Source organism: Brevibacterium daeguense (assembly GCF_021729135.1).
Lineage (GTDB): Bacteria > Actinomycetota > Actinomycetes > Actinomycetales > Brevibacteriaceae > Brevibacterium > Brevibacterium daeguense.
Window position 1 is genome coordinate 18,529 of the sequence record NZ_JAJTWW010000021.1, and the last position, 16,597, is coordinate 35,125.

The window sequence follows — 16,597 nt, forward strand, 5'->3', positions numbered from 1 at the left end:
TGTGGCAGTGCAGCGCTCTGAATGCAATAGGCAGTTTCGGCACGGGGAACGAGTCAGGGTAGGACTGTTTCGGGGATGTGCGACCTCAGAAAGTCCTACTCTTCCCCAGAAAGTCGCACACTGGCTCAGCGCTCCCGGCGGGCCTGCCTCCGCGTCCGCGCCCCGCGCAGGCTCCCGACCCCGACCAGCGCCAACGTGACCGCCATCGCGATCAGCACGGTCGACCACTTGATCCCGGGGACCTCGGTGGAGAGCGTGAGCTCGTACACGATGATCGACAGCAGCGAGGACAGCACTGCCGGGATCGTCCAGCCGGCCGACAGCCGCGAGGAGATCGAGATCAGCGCGATCGCCCCAGCCGGCGCCGCCATCACGGAGACCAGCCAGACGGACAGCACCACCAGACCTGCCACCAGCGCCGATGGTGGACCGACGTAGGCCTCCTGGGCCTCCATCGGATCATGGGTGAGCGCCGCCGGCAGCAGCGCCAGCGCGAGCACTCCCAGGCACACGTCGACGAAGATAATGATGATCGAAGGCTCGGACAGCCTGATGCCGTCGATCGAGGCGGGCACGAACAGCTCTGCGAAGTGGTAGGTGCCCGACAGCACCAGACCGCCGATCGCGGCGATCCACCACAGCGTGCGGGTGCGCGTGGGCGATCGCACCGATGTCGGCGGAGTCGTCTGCGGGGTCGTCGGCGGCTGCTCGGTCATGGCATCACCCTACAAAGCGAGAGCGTCACCCGGCCGTGTAGTGGACGCCGGTGAACCTCGACCGCCAGGCCGCCACCTCGCGTGCCAGGGCGATCTTGTCCTGGCGAGCCTCCGGCTGCAGGGCACGGGCGATGAAGTCGGCGAGCTGCGGCATGTCGGCGGTGGTCAGTCCGCGGCGGACGACCTCCGGGGTGCCGATGCGCAGCCCGTTGGTGTCGCCGGGGACCGGGTCCGCGGGCAGGCCGATCCCGTACGCGAGCAGGTTCGCCCGCTCGAGCCGGTCGGCCATCACCGAGCCGCCGCCGAAGGGGGCGGCCAGGAGCGCGAACTGGTGGGAGTCGGTGAACCCGTCGGCGCATCGGTACGGCTCGATCCCGCGCGCGGCGAGCTCCTCGGCCAGCAGCATCGAGGTCTGCCGCATGGTGCGCGCGTAGTCGGCGCCGCAGGCCTCCCAGTCGGCGAGCGTCACGCCCAGGGCCGCGACCGCTCCGACGTCGAAGTTCGCGGTCATGCCCGGGAAGGCGATCTCCTCGATGCGCTCGGCCAGCGCCGCCTCGTTCGTGAGCACGAGGCCGTGCACCGGTCCGCCCAGGCTCTTGTAGGTGCTCATCGTCATCAGGTGCGCACCGTCTGCGAGCGGGTTGGGCCATACCCGGCCGGCGATCATCCCGGACACATGGGCGGCGTCGAACAGCACTGTCGCTCCGACCTCGTCGGCGATCTGCCTGACCTGCGCCACCGGATGGGCGAACAGGTTGAGCGAGCCGCCCAGCGTGATGAGCCGGGGACGCACCTCACGGGCCAGCTCGGCCAGCGCGTCCAGGTCGACCGAATACCGGTTCGGATCGACGGGCGCATCCACCGTGGTCAGCCCGTAGAGCCCGGCCGCGCCCTCGCGATGATGCGTGACGTGCCCGCCGATCGTGGCCGGCGAGGCGATGATCGTGTCGCCGGGGCCGCAGGTGGCCATGAAGGCGTACAGGTTCGCCATCGCCCCTGACGGGACCCGGACCTCTGCGAAGTCGGCGTCGAACACCCTTCCGGCAAGCTCCGCCGTGATGACCTCGATGCTCTCGAGGTGATGCAGTCCGGTCTCGATCTTCGCGCCCGGATAGCCGAGCGAGGTCCGCGGTCCCATGCCTGCCGACAGCAGCGCCTCGGCGCGGGGATTCATGACGTTGGAGGCGGGGTTGAGGTTGAGCGCTCGTGCGCTGTAGTAGGCATCGTTCGCGTTCGCGAGGTCCTCGATCGCCGACGACACGGATACGGGGTCGGAGTCGGGGCCGAACACCTCGGCCGTGACGGCGGAGATGCGGTCGCGGGAGACAGCGGGGATCCAGGGGCGTGGGGCCAGGCGCATGGTCCTATCCTGCGGGATGGACAGGCGGGAGACAATGGTGGGGAAAACCCGACCGGAGGTGGGCGGGCGCCTGCATAGTGGGGGAGCACCCCGGAAAAATACGGTGTGACTATGAATGATTCCGCTGTCCCGGAACGGCCCCAGCGCCCGCCCGCCGTCCCGCCCACCGCCGCCTATCCGACCTCGGTGCTGCCCGGCGGCTCCGCTGCCGACGAGCCCTCCGACCCCAACGCGTCACCCGGCCCCAGCGTGCCCTCCGACCCCTACGCGCCCTCCGACCCCTACGTGTCGGCCACGTTCGACTCGCCGGCCACGTTCGCCTCGCCCGCCGCCCCGGCCACCGCCGTCCTCGAAGAGCCGCGCAATCACGGGATCGCCGACGGGGAGTTCCGCCCGGCCGAACCCGAGGCGGCCGCCCACCGGGAGTGGAATCCCGCACCGCCCGGCCTGCTGGGCACTGCCAATCTCATCGTCTCCTCGCTCGTCGCCGTGCTCTGGATCTGGATTCCGCTCGCCCTGTTCTTCGTGGGCATCGGCGGCCTCTTCGCGCTGGGCTCGGGCCTCATCTGCCTCTTCCTCTGGCTGTTCCTGCAGCGCGGGATCAACTACGTCGAGCGGCTCCGGGCCGAGGCGGTCTACGCCGACGCCATCCCGATGCCCCTCCCGGATCGGTCCGCCAAGGACGGGGTGGCCGGCTTCTTCGACAACCAATGGCTGATCCTCAAGTCGAGCGCCTTCTGGCGGTCGACCGCCCACCACTACGTCAAGGCCCTCTACGGCGCCTTCGCCTGCGGGCTGGCGCTCATCGGCTTCGCCGCCGGGTCCTCCCTGCTGGCCGGGGCGATCAACCCGGTCGGGGCGGACTTCCAGCTGTTCGGCCCGCTCGACGGCGGCGGCGTGAGACTGCTCAACGGATCGCTCGGCGTCGTGTTCATGCTCGTCGGACTGGCGATTCTGTGGTTCGCTCCCTACCTCGACCGAGCGCTGGACCGGGGCCTGCTGCCGGCGACGAGGACGACTGCCCTGCGCGCCGAGGTCGACACCCTCGACCGGGCCCGGGTCGGCGCCGTCGACGCCGCGACCGCCGAGCGCCTCCGGATCGAACGCGATCTGCACGACGGCGTCCAGCCCATGCTCGTCGCGCTGTCGATGAAGCTCGGCATGGCCAAGGCCAAGCTCGACAGCGATCCCGAGGGTGCCCAGCAGCTGCTCAATGAGGCCCACGGGGAGAGCAAGGCCGCGATCACCGAGCTGCGGCAGCTGGCCCGCGGCATCCACCCGGCAGTGCTCACCGATCGCGGCCTCGACCCCGCGATCTCGGCCCTCGCGGCCCGCTCGGTGGTTCCTGTCGACATCGTCATCGACCTGCCCCGGCGCCCGGGCACGGAGGCCGAATCGGTGGCGTACTTCGTCGTCGCCGAGGCGCTGACCAACATCCACAAGCACTCCGGCGCGACCCGGGCGCGGGTGAGCATCATCGGCACCGGGCACACCATGCAGGTCAGCGTCTCCGACAACGGCACAGGCGGAGCCCAGGTCTGCCGCGACGGCTCCCACACCGGACTGTCCGGGCTGGTCGACCGCGTGACCGCCGCCCGCGGCACCTGGACCCTCACCAGCCCGCCCGGCGGCCCGACGACCCTCGTGGTGGAGGTGCCGTGCGCATCCTGATCGCCGAGGACTCGGTCCTCCTGCGCGAAGGCCTCGTCCGCCTCGTCACCGAGTTCGGCCATGAGGTCACGTCGGCAGTCTCCGATGCGAATGCGCTGCTGGCGGCGGTCAACACGGACGCCCCGGATCTCGCCGTCGTCGATGTCCGGATGCCCCCGACCTTCACCGACGAGGGGATCCGCGCCGCGGTCCTCATGCGCAAGCAGAACCCTGAAGTGGGGGTGCTGGTCCTCTCGCAGTACGTGGAGGAGCGCTACGCCAGCGAGCTGATCGCGGAGAACACGGGCGGATTCGGCTATCTCCTCAAGGACCGGGTCGCCGATGTCGAGGACTTCGTCAGGGCCATCGGCGAGGTCGCCTCCGGCGGGACCGTGCTCGACCCCGAGGTGGTCACCCAGATCCTCGTCCGCTCCCGCCGCCAGGACGGGCTGGCCACGCTCTCCCCGCGGGAGCGCGAGGTGCTGCAGCTGATGGCGGAGGGCAAGTCCAACGCCGCGATCGCCGGCGGCCTGTATCTGAGCGCAGGGGCCGTGGAGAAGCACATCAGCTCGATCTTCACGAAATTCGGCCTCACCCACGACACCTCCGAGAACCGCCGGGTGCTCGCAGTGCTCCGCTTCCTCGGCGCCTGAGCCCGAGCACCCGAGCACCCGAGCACCACCGAAGACTTCGTCCGGAAAGGACAGACCGATGTCACCCAGCAACTCGTCGAATCCGTCGGGGATGAGCCCCGGCACCCGACTCACCATCCGCGTCATCATCGCGATCGTCGCCTGCCTCGCGCTGCTCCTGCCGCTGAGCGCCGGGACCTCGAACTTCTTCCAGCGTGTCAACACGAAGGAGAGCACGGAGACGAGCGCCCTGCCGGCGGACATGTCGAAGCTCGAAGTCGACGCGGAGCGCGCTCGCGTGCAGATCAGCACGACGCCCTCGCCCACCGGCAGCGCCACCCTCGAATTCCGCGGCACCAGCAGCACCGTTCCGCAGATCAGCCTCGACACGTCCGGCGGCATCACCCGGGTCGGGGTCACCGGGCTGGACAGCAGGCCCTTCCTCGACCGCGACGAGCTCCGGCTCAACATCGAGATCCCCGAGGCGCAGGCGCGCGAGATGGACGTCACGAGCACCTCGAAGTTCTCTCACACCGTCATCAGCGGCGAGTACCGCCGGCTGGTCGCGTCGACGACCACGGGGATGATCGAGGCCGACGTCACGGCACAGGCGCTGCAGCTGAGGGCCACCAGCGGTGCCATCGACGTCACCGGCAGCGCGGCGACGGTCGCCCTGGAGACGAAGGTGGGCGCGATCAGCTCCACGGAGCTCAACGTCTCCGAGAAACTCACCGCCAGCACCTCGACAGGAGCGCTCGACCTCCGGCTGGGGCAGAAGACCGTGCCGACGGCCGGCATCGAGGTGTCGGTGAACTCCGGCGCTGTCGACCTGCGGGTGCCGCGGATCGACTCCGTCGAGGACACCGAGGCAACGGGCTACCGAGTCGACGCGAGCACGAGCAGCGGTGCCTCCGACGTCGGCATCGACGAGGTGCCCAGCGGCACCGAGGAACCGTTCGTGCCGATCACCGTGCGCTCCGATTCGGGATTCGTCGACATCCAGTACCTGTGAGGCATCACCGGTGAGGAGGCCCGTCCGCTGGTCCGGCCGGTCGGCCTGGGGTAGAAGTGGAGCATGACTCTCCGTGATCTCGCCTCCCACCTCGGCACCGGTGCGCAGACCGCGGCCGCTGCCGTGGACACCGCGCTGACCGCCTGCGCCACCGTCGGGCGGGAGTACAACGCCATCGTCGACCAGGGCCTCCGTCCGACCGCCGAGTCGACGACCCTCGACGACACCGCGCGGGCGGCCGCGACCGCCGCCGGTGTCCGGAGGGATCGTGGGAGGCCGCTGTCAGCGCTCGACGGCGTGCCGTTCGCCATCAAGGACGTCATCGACCTCGCGGGAGTCACGACGACCATGGGCTCTCGGGTCGCTCCCGAGGCGCCGGCCGCCTCCTCGGCGCGGGTTGTGGAGAAGTTCGAGGAGCTGGGCATGGTCCCGGTGGCGAAGACCACCTGCCACGAGCACTCCTACGGGATCATGGGCGAGGAGAGCACCCACGGGAAGGGCGTGAACCCCGTGCGTCCGGGTCTCCTCACCGGCGGCTCGAGCTACGGCTCGGCGATCGCGGTCGCGACGGGGATCGTCCCCGTCGCGATCGGCACGGACACCGCAGGCTCGGTGCGGGTGCCGGCGGCGTGTGCCGGGATCACGGGGCTCAAGCCCACTTTCGGACTGGTGCCCACCGAGGGCGTCTCGCCCCTGTCGCCCAGCCTGGACACGGTGGGCTTCTTCACCCGCACGCCGACCGACATGCTGACCCTGTGGAACGAACTCGCGGCGCACGTCGGCTGGGCTCCGGCGTCCGACCGCGGCCAGGGTGCGGTCCGCCTCGGCGTTCTGACGTCGGAGCTGGCCGACAACGGCGGTCCCTGGTTCGACACCTTCGTCCGGCCGACCCTGCAGAGCCTGCCGGGGACCGAGCTGGTGGCCGTCGACGAGGAGCCGTTCTACTTCGGCCGGTCGGCACACGTCTTCGCGATGATCCGCGGCTACGAGACCTACCAGGTGCATGAGCCCGCCCTGCAGGCCGGGCATCGCGATTTCCAGCCGCAGGTCATGCGCAACCTCGACAACGATGCCTCGATCTCGCACGAGGACTATTCCGACGCGCTCACCGAGCTCGCCGAGCTGCGCCGGCGCGCCGCGGAGCAGCTCTCACCGGTCGATGCGCTGGTCGTGCCGACCCTGGGCACGGACCCCGTCGAATGGGAGGAGACGACCGCGCGCACGCGGGACCAGCTGCGCCTGTACACGCAGCTGTTCAACCTGCTCGGCTGGCCGGCGCTGTCGGTGCCGGTCCGGTTCCTCGACGCGGAGCCCGCCGAGGCGCCCTCCCGGTTCCCCGCCAGCGTCCAGTTCGTCATGGGCCCGGGGGCGGACGCCGACCTTGTCGGTCTCGTCGCACGCCTTGCCGCCGACCCCGGCTGATTCCCCTGCACCCGACCTCACGCCCCGAGCCGATCCCCGCGGGGGCGGGATTCGGAGTGCGTGCCCAGGGAACGCGTGCCTAGACTGGGTGCATATGGCCTCGGACCCAGCTGCAGGTGCCAGGGAGGACGACCGGGCGCGGACGAGCAGTTCCCGTGCCCGCCTCGGCATCTCCCTCTTCTTCTTCCTCAACGGCTTCATCGCCGCGGGTCTGCTGGCTCGCCTGCCGGAGGTCAAGAGTCACCTCGAGCTGACGACGGTGGCCTTCGGACTCATCGTCGCGGCCTTCCCGCTGGGCTCCATCAGCGCGGCGTGGCTGCCCGCCCCGCTGATCCGGCGCTTCGGCGCCGCGGAGGTGGCCGGGGCGGGAACCGTCATCCTGGCGCTGATCTTCGCCACGGCAGGGTTCGCCTCGGCGCCGTGGCTGCTGGCCCTCCTGCTGCTGCTGGGCGGGTTCATGGACGCGGTCGTCGACGCGTCCCAGAACGTGCACGGGCTCGCGGTCGAGCGGCTGCGCGGGAAGTCGATCTTCAACTCCCTGCATGCCGCCTGGAGCGTGGGATCGGTGACCGGCGGCGCACTCGGACTGGGTGCCGGGGCACTGCTCATCCCGCTGTCGACCCACCTCGTGGTCTCCGGCAGCCTGGCCGTGCTCATCGCGGGCTGGGCCTGGTCCCTGACGGTCCTGTCGAAGAGAGCTCCTGCCTACAATCTTGTCGGCTCGATGGGACCGGGAGCCGCTCCGGCCGGGGAGCGGGCCGACGCGGCAGCCGGCGGTGCGGCGGCCGGCGGTGCGGCGGCCGGCGGGGCGACAGCGGACGGGAACTCCGCCAAGCCCTGGGCGCTCCTGATCGCGATCATCGCCCTCGGCCTGCTGGGGGCGCTCATCGAAGATCTCGGGATGAACTGGTCGTCCGTCTACCTGAACCAGGTCGCGGGAGTCCCGGTGCATACCGCGGGAGCTGCGTATGTCGTGGCCCTCGGCGGCCAGCTCATCGCCCGCCTGCTCGCCGATGCGACGACCGACCGCATCGGCCGTCCCGCGGTCGTGCGGGCAGGCGGTGTGCTCGTCGTGTGCGGAATGCTGCTGGCGATGCTCGTCGCGGAGCCCTGGGCGGTGGTGATCGCCTTCTTCCTGTCCGGGTTCGGGTCTGCGACCTTCATCCCCAGCGCCTATGCCGCCGCTGGCGCTCTGCCAGGGTTCCGCCACGGCACGGCGATCACGCTGACGAGCTGGGTGCTGCGGATCGGCATGCTCGTGTCCTCACCGCTGCTCGGCTATGCGGCCGGACTCGTCGGGCTGCGCTATGCCCTGGTCATCACGCTCGCAGCCGGGGTGGGAGCGGTGTTCGCCGCCGGCTGGATCGGCGCGGGCCGGCGCCGCCGACGGGTGCGCGAACGCATCGCGTGAAGCACGGGGAAGCACGGGTGAGGCACGGGAAACGCGCCTGATGCGCGGGTGAGGCACGGGGAGGCGCGCCTGATGCGCGGAGAGGCGCGGGCGGGAGTTCAGATCTCCAGGGAGCCGCTGATCACGGTGCTGGTCGCACCGCTGACCCAGATATCGGCGCCGGCCTTCTCGATGCCGACGATCCCGGCCCGGCCCAGCTGAGTTCCCTGCGAGACGGTGTACTTCTCCGGGGCCGCACCGGTGCCGATCAGCCATTGGGCCAGGCCTGCGTTGAGGCTGCCGGTCACCGGGTCCTCCGGCACTCCGATCCCGGGGACGAACGCCCGCACCTCGAAGTCGGCCGGCCGGTCGACCGGGGTGCCAGGGGTGTGGGACCCGCCGGTCGCCTCCGGGTAGGCCCCGATCACGCCGATCCGGAGGCCCTCGAAGCGGGAGAAGTCGGGCCGCAGCTCGCGCACCAGCCGAGCGTCGGTGAGCTGGAGGCCCATCCAGCCCGGGCCGTTGTCCACCCAGCTGCTCGCGACCAGATCGGCCGGGGAGATCTGCAGCGCGGTGACCGCCAGCCGCAGGTCCTCCTCGTCGACCTTGCCGAAGCGGATCAGCGGCGGTGCTGCGAACGCGATTCCGGTGTCGGCGAGGCGCAGGGTGACCAGGCCCGCCGCGCACTCCTGGACGACCGCGCCTGCTCGCCGGGGCCGGCCCCCGTTCTCGAGCCAGGCGTGCGCGGAGCCCAGCGTGGGGTGTCCGGCGAACGGCAGCTCGCCGCCCGGGGTGAAGATGCGCAGCCGGTAGTCCGCCTCCGGCGTGGTGGGCCGCAGCAGGAAGGTCGTCTCCGACAGGTTCGTCCAGCGGGCGAACGCCGCCATGGTCGAGTCGTCGAGGTCATCCGCCCCGTGCACCACGGCAACGGGGTTGCCACCCAAGGGGCGCGAGGCGAAGACGTCGACCTGGGAGAATCGAAAGGCTGCCATGACCTCAACTCTATTCCCAGACTGGATTGCAAACTCGCTTCCAGCGTCCATTTCAAACTCGCTGCCTGCGTGCATGCCAGACTGTATTTCAGCGTTCATGCCAGCCTGCGACAGGATGTTCTGGGTCTCGTTGCAGAGGATCTGGGGATCTCGCGTCCCCGCGGGGACGTTTTGCGGATGCGTGCGGGTCAGGCCGCGCGACCGCGCGAGCCGTCGTCGTCCTCGGGTCCGGTTCGTTGTCCGAGGAAGCGTGCGGCGTCGAAGATCCACCGCACGCATTCTCCGAGATCGAAGCCTTCGCCGCCCCCGATGGTGCTGATGCGGTCCGGACTCGGCAGCGTGGCTGCGGGGACTGTCCCCAGGATGTCTGCGGGTGCAGGCGGGCTCGTCGTCACCTCTTGTGCCGCCGGGCTGAACATATGATCGGAATCGGCGGCGTCGCGTTTCCGGATCGTGGCGGTGTCGAAGACCCGCATCTCCTTGTCGGGGTCCTCCGGCGGCACCAGGCGCGTCCCGTCCTCGGTGGCGAAGTCGAAGCCGCTGGTCGCCTGCAGCGCGCCCGTGAAGGGAGTCGTCGCGCGGGTGATGAGGAGGTGGTGCTCGTGGACGGCGATGTGGTGTGAGCGGCACAGCAGCAGCATCGCGTCGAGGTCGGTAGGTCCGCCCCGCGACCAGGGTCGGATGTGGTGGGCCTCCAGACGGCGGGTGCGACTGCAGCCGGGGAACTGGCAACCGACGTCCCGGATTGCCAGCGCTCGTCGCTGCTTGGGAGAGGCCAGCCTGCGGGACCGGCCTAGGGCGAGGACGTCGGCCGAAGCGTCGATCAGGGCGCCGACCAGCGGGGACTCGCACATCAGCCGGGCAGCCGTCGCGCCGGTGATCGGCCCGTACCCCTCGATCCTCGCAACACCGTCGACACGGCGACGTGCTGGCCCGGCGGGCTTGCTGGGGCCGGCAGGCAGGGCGGGATCGCGTTCAGGGGTGGCCTCTGAACGCGAGGTCGTTGTCGTGCCGCCGTCGGCTTCCGGTGCGGTCGATGCTTCCGAAGCGGCTGCTCGGGCTGCGCCGGGAGTCTCAGCGGCGGCGACCGCGTCGGTTGAAATGTGGACGTACACCTCGGCTCGCCGCCTCGCTGCGCCTGTCGCGGACGGGTTGCGGGAACCGAGGCGCAGCAGGTGCAGCAGCCGATCCACACGGGACACGTGCTCCTCAGAACCAGCACCGCCACCCGGTGCGGCGGAAGCAGGCAGGGTGGCGGGGTCGGTGTCCGGGCGCTGCTCGGAGCGGATCTGCTCATCGACGGCCGCATCGACCAGCACCAACAGCTCCGCGGCTTCGGCCTCGGGCAGTTCGATGGTGATCCGCGCCCGACCGCCACCTTCCAAGGGGTGGACGCGGAAGACGTCGTCGGGCAGCTCCCGGGGCGACTCCTCGCCTTCTACCGGGGCGATCCGCCGGTAGACCGACACCATCCGCGACAGCTGGGAGGCCTGCGCGTACTGGCACATGCGGGCCGCTTCCTCCTGGTCGATCCGGCCTGCCAGCCGGGTGATCTCGCGCACCTTCGAGTAGGACACCCGCCCGGCGGCGAACAGCGCCGCCACCTGAGGCAGCCGGCGCAGACCTCGCATCACGCGCAGGTACTCCCGGGCGGTGTGCAGGTTCATCTCGCACACCTGGGCGACCCAGTGGGGCAGAGAGCGGATGCCGATCCAGCCCTCCCATGCCCCGGTCCTCTCGATCCGGTCCAGCACAGCCAGGAATTCGGCCTGACACTGCGCCACCCTCGCGGCCGCCTCCCGTGCCGCTCGCACCAGCTCGTCTCTGTCCGCTGGCTCCACAAAGTCCGGCTCCGCAGAGCCGATCGGCTCCGATCCTGTCCCTACGTCGGTGTGGCGCATCGCGCATCTCCTCCCCTTCGAGCACTGCCGGTGATCCGTCGGCAAAAGCGATGAAACCACGATATAAACACGCACGGACATGCCCTGTTCGAAACTGATGGACGTCGGCGAGCGGGTGCACTGCTGCTCTGCGCATGGGCGACACGACGCCTGGCTCGTCCCGCCCGGCGACCGCCCAGACCTCACTCAGCTGACGCCCGCTCCGTTAGAGTGATTGGACCCTGCGACTGGAGGTTCGCCCATGTCCAGCTCTGAAGAGCTCGTCGTCCTGCTCGACGAATCCGGTTCGCCGATCGGCACCCACCCCAAGGCGACCGTGCACGGCTCGGACACCCCGCTGCACCTGGCCTTCTCGTGCTTCCTGTACAACGACGCCGGAGAGACCCTGCTGACCCGGCGCGCGCTCACCAAGCTCACGTGGCCGGGCGTGTGGACCAACGCCTTCTGCGGACACCCCGGTCCGGACGAGCCGTTCGCCGAGGCGATCGCCCGCCGCGCCGAAGACGAACTCGGCTGCCAGGTCGCGGACATCGCTGAGACGCTGCCGGACTTCAGATACCGCGCCGTCGACGCCTCGGGCGTCGTCGAGAACGAGATCTGCCCGGTCTTCACCGCCAGGCTCGTGGGTGATGTCCGACCGCGGGCCGACGAGGTCGCCGAGTTCGGCTGGATCACCCCGGAGAACCTCACCTCCGCCCTGCAGGCTGCCCCCTTCGTCTTCAGCCCCTGGCTCATCGAGGAATGGGAGCAATTAGTTGGGCTGACCAGGGGCAGGCGGGGCTGACCAGGAGCAGGCGGGCGCTCGCCGGCCCTGCTGCCCGGCTCGTCGGCGAGTCCCGCTAGTCTGTCGTCATGGACTTCAATGATGCAGCCACAGGAGATTCGATGACGACACCGGCAGCCCGCGACACCGCACCCACCGGCTTTTCGACCGCCGAGGGCATTGCGCCCGCGCAGACGGCCTCGACAGAGGCGTCGATCCGGGCCGACCGACCGGAGCCCGGGGTCACCCGGATCACCTTCTGCCGCCCCGAGCGGATGAACACCGCCGACATCGACTTCGTCGCGCAGCTGAAGGCGGCCCTCGCCGAGGTCGACGCGGACCTCGACACCCGCGTGCTCGTCCTCACCGGCCAGGGGCGTGCGTTCTGCGCCGGTCTCAACCTCACCGGCTACGGCGACGAGGATCTCATCGACGAGCAGGGACTGCTCCCGCGGGCGATGGGCCGTCAGAAGGAGATCGCCGACCTCGTCGCGCGGATCCGGGGACTGCGCGTGCCGGTGATCGCAGCGGTCAACGGAGCGACAGCGGGCGTGGGTCTGTCGATCCTGTGCGCCTCCGACGTCCGCTACGCGGTGCCGGACGCAAACTTCGCCGTCGGCTACATTCGGGCAGGATTCTCCGCGTGTGACATGGGCCTGTCCTGGCTGCTGCCGCGGATCATCGGCGCTGCCCGCGCGCAGGAGCTCATGCTCACCGGCCGGCGCTTCACTCCGGCGGAGGCGGCGAGCTTCGGACTCCTCGCCGCCGTCGTCGAGCCGGACGAGCTCATGGACCGTGCGCTGGAGACAGCCCGGCAGATCATGCTCAACGCGCCGATCTCGGTGGAATTCACGAAGGAGGGGCTGTGGAAGTCGCTCGAGATCCCATCCTTCGAGGCCGCAGTCGAATTCGAGAATCGGCAGCAGATCTACACGGCTCTCACCGAGGACCGCGCCGAGGCGACCGCATCCTTCCTGGAGAAGCGGGCTCCGGTCTACCGCCGTCGGTAGGAGGTCGAAGCCGCCGGCGGTAAGGGAGCGCTTCCTGGTGAGCGGACCGACGCCCGGCTAGCCTGGCAGACGTGAGCGCGACCGAGAGAATCTATTCCCTGCTGATGAAGCGGGATCCGCAGGCGGAGCAGGCGTTGCCGGACGAGGTGCGGCGCAACGTCCCGCGCAACGGACTTCGCCTGGTCCTTGCCAACGCCCTGCAGTCCTCGGGTGATCAGACCGTCAACGCCTCCACGGTGCTGCCGTGGCTGTTCCACGCACTCGGAGTGCCCGCTGCGCTGACCGGCGTGCTCGTCCCGATTCGCGAGTCCGGATCGATGCTGCCGCAGGCGCTCCTGACCCCGATGATCCTGCGCGTCCGGTACCGGAAGCGAGTCTTCATCGCCGGGGCCGTGGTCCAGGCGCTGTCGGTGGCACTGATGGCGGCCACGGCCGCGCTCGGTCAGGGGCTGGCGGCCGGGCTCGTCATCGTGGGCGCGCTGGTGGTGTTCTCGCTGGGACGGTGCCTGTGCTCGATCTCGTCCAAGGACGTGCAGGGCCGCACCGTGCCGAAGGGGCAGCGTGGCCAGATCAACGGACTGGCCACCGCCGCCTCGGGCCTGGTGGCCATCACGTTGGGACTGGGCATCCGGCTGTTCGGCGGCGAGGACCTGCAGGCGGGGCAGCTCGCCTGGCTGCTGGCCGCCGGAGCCGCCCTCTGGGTGGCGGTGGCCGTCGTCTACACCGGCATCTGCGAACCCGCCGGCGAGGAGGAGCGTGAGCCTGCGCGCGGCGCCGGCGAGGAGGCGAAGCGCTGGTTCGCGGAGACCTTCGGGCTGTTGCGCGACGACCGCGCCTTCCGCCACTTCGTCACCGTTCGCAGCTTCCTCCTGGTGTCGGCGCTCAGCCCACCCTTCGTGGTGGCCCTGTCGATCAGCTCCGGGACGGACAGTCTGGCGGGCCTCGGCGGCTTCATCATCGCCTCGGGTCTCGCCGCGCTGCTGGGCGGGCGCCTCTTCGGCCGGCTCGCCGACCGGTCGAGCAAGCAGCTGATGACGGTCGGGGCGGGAGTCGCCTCGGGCATCATCCTCGCCCTGGTGCTGATCGTCTCCCTGCCAGGGTTCACCGCTGACAGCGCGGGGGGTGCCCTGCTGTTCATCGCCGGCTACTTCCTGCTGACCCTCATGCACACCGGCGTCCGCGTAGGCCGGAAGACCTACGTCGTCGACATGGCCGAGGGTGATCAGCGGACGACCTACGTGGCGGTGTCGAACTCGGCGATGGGCCTGATCCTGCTCATCGTCGGCGGCATCAGCTCGCTGCTGGCGATCCTCGGCGTGGTCTGGGCCCTGGTGTTCCTGGCCGCGATGGGCCTGGCGGGCGTGTTCGCCGGCGCGCGCCTGCCCGAGGTGTCTCGGGGCTGAGCGCGCGCCGGCGGAGCCTCAGTCCTCGTTCGGGTCCTTCTCCTCGTCCTCCTGCGTCTTGTGCACGGTGCCGTGCACGTGCTCGGGCGGGCCGTAGATCGCGTACACCTTCATCGGCTCGTCGCCGATGTTCGTGACGTTGTGCCAGCTGCCGGCGGGCACGAGGATCACCCAGTCGTCGGAGACCTCCTCGTCGAAGGTGAGCTCGTCCTTCGACGGCCCCATCTGCACGCGGCCGCGGCCCTGCTCCAGGCGCAGGAACTGGTCGGTCTCCGGGTGGACCTCGAGCCCGATGTCGCCGCCGACCGGGATCGACATCACGGTCATCTGGATGTGCTGGCCCGTCCAGAGGGTGGAGCGGAAGTTCTCGTTGGCGAGTGTCGCCTCTTCGATGTTGATGACGTAGGGGTTCGGTCCGTGGTCAGTGAGATCAGCCATCGTTCTCCTCATGGTCTGCGAAGCGGTGTGTCTCTGCGAAGCGTCCGTGTCTGCGGAGCTGTCTGCCATCCTACTGGGACACCTGGTGTGTCGCCCGTGTCACCGGCGTCGCCCGTGTCGCGCGCGTCACCCGTGTCACCGGCCGGATGAACCGTGCCCGCCCTCTGCGCCGACCCGCGCGTCCAGCCCCAGCAGCCGCGCGCCGTTGTCCCACAGCACGGCGCGCAGCCAGTCCTCGCCGAGCCCCAGTCGGCACAGCGCCTGCAGCTGGTGGGCGTAGGGGTAGGGGATGTTCGGGAAGTCCGAGCCGAGCACGACCTTGTCGGCCAGCCCTGCCAGCCGAGTGCGGTAGGCCTCGTCGAATGGGGTCGTGGCGTTCGTGAAGTCGGTGTTGAACATCGTGGTGTCGAGGTGGACGCCCGGGTGCTCCTCGGCGAGATCGGCGAAGGCGTGGTATTCCGGCATGCCCATGTGGGCGATGACGAAGCACAGCTCGGGGTGACGGGAGAGGACCGCGGCGACCGCCTCGGGACCGGTGTGCTCACCGGGCAGCGGGGCGGAGCCGGCGTGGATGACCACCGGGATCCCTGTGGTCTCCAGCGCATGCCAGGCCGGCTCGAGCAGCGGATCGTCCGGGGCGAAGGCCCCGACCTGGACGTGGACCTTGAACAGGCGGGCGCCCGCCGCGATCACCTCGGGCACATAGTCGGCTGCAGCGGGCTCGGGATACAGGGTGGCGCAGTGGATGATGTCCGGGTCGCTCGCGGCGAACTGCGCGTTCCAGTCATTGAGCCACGCGGCCATGCCCGGCTTGTGCGGGTAGGTCAGTGCCGGGATCGCGCGCAGCCCGAAGCCGCGGAGGATCTCCAGGCGGGCGTCGACGTCGAACCGGTAGCTGATCGGCCACGGACGGCCGTAGTTGCGCTGTGCGCCGTCGAAGTAGGCCCACACCTTCTCCTGCATCGGCTCCGGGAGGAAGTGAACGTGGATGTCGGCCAGCCCGGGCAGGCCGAGCTCGGAGAGGAAACGGGGGATGTCCGCATCGTCGCGGGGTTCGTCGAGCATGTTCCCTACTCTAATGGGACACAATGTCCCCATGACCTCGACCGACCCGTTTCCGCTGTCGCTGCCCTCCGGCACTCGCGCCGTCGGCCGGGAGCCGTACGGCCGACCCGGGGAGATCGTGCGCTGGCGGTTTCGGCGCATCGACTTCGATCGGTTCGGCGGCGAGATCGTGCAGCCGATGCGCGTCGTGCGCGAGGACGAGCGCGGGCTGGTGCTGTGGCTGGCCGGCGACACCCCGACCGCCGAGAGCCGGCTGCGCGGCTTCGAGGCGCTCACCGCTCGCCAGGTGCCCGACGGCATCCGGTTCGCGCACGCCGATCGCGCCCTGGCCCGCGTGCAGGTGCCGAGTCGCTGGTACGGAGGCGGGGTGCTGCGGATCGTGCCGGCGGAGATGCCGTTCTCCGTCTGGGTGTTCCACAGCGACGACGGCCGATTCCGCGGCTGGTACGTCAACCTCGAGCACGAACACCGGCGCCTCGGCACGACCGAGCTGTTCACCAGCGACCACATCCTCGACCTGACGATCTCGCCGGCCGGGGTCATCCGCCGCAAGGACGAGGACGAGCTCGCCGGTGCTCTGGAGCACGGCATGTGGGACGCCGAGGCGGTCGCCCGGATCGAGGCCAACGCCGAGCTGGCCGTTGCCGCCTTCGAATCCGGCCACTGGGCCTTCGACGCGGAGTGGACGACCTGGCTGCCGGACCCGGCGTGGCCGGTGCCCGGCGCGGAGCACCTCGACGGCTTCCTGCCGCCGACACCGTCGGGCGGGTCGGGCGCCGTCGGCCGCGTCGGCTGCGTCGGGCGGGTCGGGCGCGGGGCGCCCGCTGACTGAGCCGCTCAGCG

Annotated in this window: 15 protein-coding genes; 9 read left to right on the plus strand and 6 right to left on the minus strand. The window is 70.2% G+C overall.

The window, feature by feature from the left end; all coding sequences use genetic code 11:
- Nucleotides 1-125: 125 nt before the first annotated feature.
- Both LXN01_RS14335 and glyA read right to left on the minus strand, forming a co-directional pair.
- Nucleotides 126-716: a hypothetical protein gene (locus LXN01_RS14335; protein WP_236866171.1), complete on the minus strand. Its 591-nt coding sequence runs from the start codon at nucleotides 714-716 to the stop codon at nucleotides 126-128.
- A gap of 25 nt (nucleotides 717-741) precedes the next feature.
- Entirely contained in the window at nucleotides 742-2,076 is a 1,335-nt protein-coding gene (glyA, locus tag LXN01_RS14340) for a serine hydroxymethyltransferase (RefSeq protein ID WP_236866172.1), read from the minus strand.
- A 111-nt stretch (nucleotides 2,077-2,187) separates the two neighbouring features.
- Between glyA and LXN01_RS14345 the strand changes: the two genes are divergently transcribed.
- The 5 genes from LXN01_RS14345 to LXN01_RS14365 all read left to right on the plus strand — a co-directional run bounded on the left by LXN01_RS14345 (nucleotide 2,188) and on the right by LXN01_RS14365 (nucleotide 8,203).
- Entirely contained in the window at nucleotides 2,188-3,747 is a 1,560-nt protein-coding gene (locus LXN01_RS14345; RefSeq protein WP_236866175.1) for a sensor histidine kinase, read from the plus strand.
- On the plus strand, nucleotides 3,735-4,379 hold the full coding sequence (locus LXN01_RS14350; RefSeq protein ID WP_236866177.1) for a response regulator transcription factor: 645 nt from the start codon (nucleotides 3,735-3,737) through the stop codon (nucleotides 4,377-4,379). The genes LXN01_RS14345 and LXN01_RS14350 overlap by 13 nt, the downstream gene beginning before the upstream one ends.
- A 58-nt stretch (nucleotides 4,380-4,437) precedes the next feature.
- Nucleotides 4,438-5,370 carry a DUF4097 family beta strand repeat-containing protein gene (locus LXN01_RS14355; RefSeq protein ID WP_236866179.1) on the plus strand — a complete coding sequence of 311 codons (933 nt, stop codon included), beginning with the start codon at nucleotides 4,438-4,440 and terminating at the stop codon, nucleotides 5,368-5,370.
- Between the two features lie 63 nt (nucleotides 5,371-5,433).
- The gene (locus tag LXN01_RS14360) at nucleotides 5,434-6,792 is read left to right on the plus strand and encodes an amidase (protein ID WP_236866180.1); all 1,359 of its coding nucleotides are present in this window, start codon (nucleotides 5,434-5,436) and stop codon (nucleotides 6,790-6,792) included.
- A 94-nt stretch (nucleotides 6,793-6,886) separates the two neighbouring features.
- Entirely contained in the window at nucleotides 6,887-8,203 is a 1,317-nt protein-coding gene (locus LXN01_RS14365; protein WP_236866182.1) for an MFS transporter, read from the plus strand.
- Nucleotides 8,204-8,301: 98 nt separating this feature from the next.
- Here LXN01_RS14365 and LXN01_RS14370 read toward each other — a convergent pair whose 3' ends face one another.
- Together LXN01_RS14370 and LXN01_RS14375 are read right to left on the minus strand one after the other, a co-directional pair.
- Nucleotides 8,302-9,174 (minus strand): PhzF family phenazine biosynthesis protein, encoded by an 873-nt coding sequence (locus LXN01_RS14370; RefSeq protein WP_236866184.1) that lies wholly within the window; start codon nucleotides 9,172-9,174, stop codon nucleotides 8,302-8,304.
- Between the two features lie 188 nt (nucleotides 9,175-9,362).
- On the minus strand, nucleotides 9,363-11,075 hold the full coding sequence (locus LXN01_RS14375; RefSeq protein ID WP_236866186.1) for an HNH endonuclease signature motif containing protein: 1,713 nt from the start codon (nucleotides 11,073-11,075) through the stop codon (nucleotides 9,363-9,365).
- Between the two features lie 241 nt (nucleotides 11,076-11,316).
- Here LXN01_RS14375 and idi point away from each other — a divergent pair, with 241 nt between their 5' ends.
- The 3 genes from idi (at nucleotide 11,317) to LXN01_RS14390 (ending at nucleotide 14,251) form a co-directional block, all read left to right on the plus strand.
- Nucleotides 11,317-11,859, plus strand: a complete 543-nt coding sequence (gene idi, locus LXN01_RS14380) for an isopentenyl-diphosphate Delta-isomerase (protein ID WP_236866188.1) — start codon at nucleotides 11,317-11,319, stop codon at nucleotides 11,857-11,859.
- Between the two features lie 101 nt (nucleotides 11,860-11,960).
- Nucleotides 11,961-12,848: an enoyl-CoA hydratase/isomerase family protein gene (locus LXN01_RS14385; protein WP_236866189.1), complete on the plus strand. Its 888-nt coding sequence runs from the start codon at nucleotides 11,961-11,963 to the stop codon at nucleotides 12,846-12,848.
- A 71-nt stretch (nucleotides 12,849-12,919) separates the two neighbouring features.
- Nucleotides 12,920-14,251 (plus strand): MFS transporter, encoded by a 1,332-nt coding sequence (locus tag LXN01_RS14390; protein ID WP_236866191.1) that lies wholly within the window; start codon nucleotides 12,920-12,922, stop codon nucleotides 14,249-14,251.
- A gap of 18 nt (nucleotides 14,252-14,269) precedes the next feature.
- On the opposite strand, the gene LXN01_RS14395 is transcribed toward LXN01_RS14390, so the two are convergent.
- A complete protein-coding gene (locus LXN01_RS14395; RefSeq protein WP_236866193.1) occupies nucleotides 14,270-14,689 on the minus strand; it encodes a cupin domain-containing protein in 420 nt (139 codons plus the stop codon).
- A gap of 135 nt (nucleotides 14,690-14,824) precedes the next feature.
- On the minus strand, nucleotides 14,825-15,754 hold the full coding sequence (locus LXN01_RS14400; protein WP_236866196.1) for an amidohydrolase family protein: 930 nt from the start codon (nucleotides 15,752-15,754) through the stop codon (nucleotides 14,825-14,827).
- Between the two features lie 31 nt (nucleotides 15,755-15,785).
- Between LXN01_RS14400 and LXN01_RS14405 the strand changes: the two genes are divergently transcribed.
- Nucleotides 15,786-16,586: a ribonuclease FAU-1 family protein gene (locus LXN01_RS14405; RefSeq protein WP_236866198.1), complete on the plus strand. Its 801-nt coding sequence runs from the start codon at nucleotides 15,786-15,788 to the stop codon at nucleotides 16,584-16,586.
- Nucleotides 16,587-16,597: the final 11 nt, after the last annotated feature.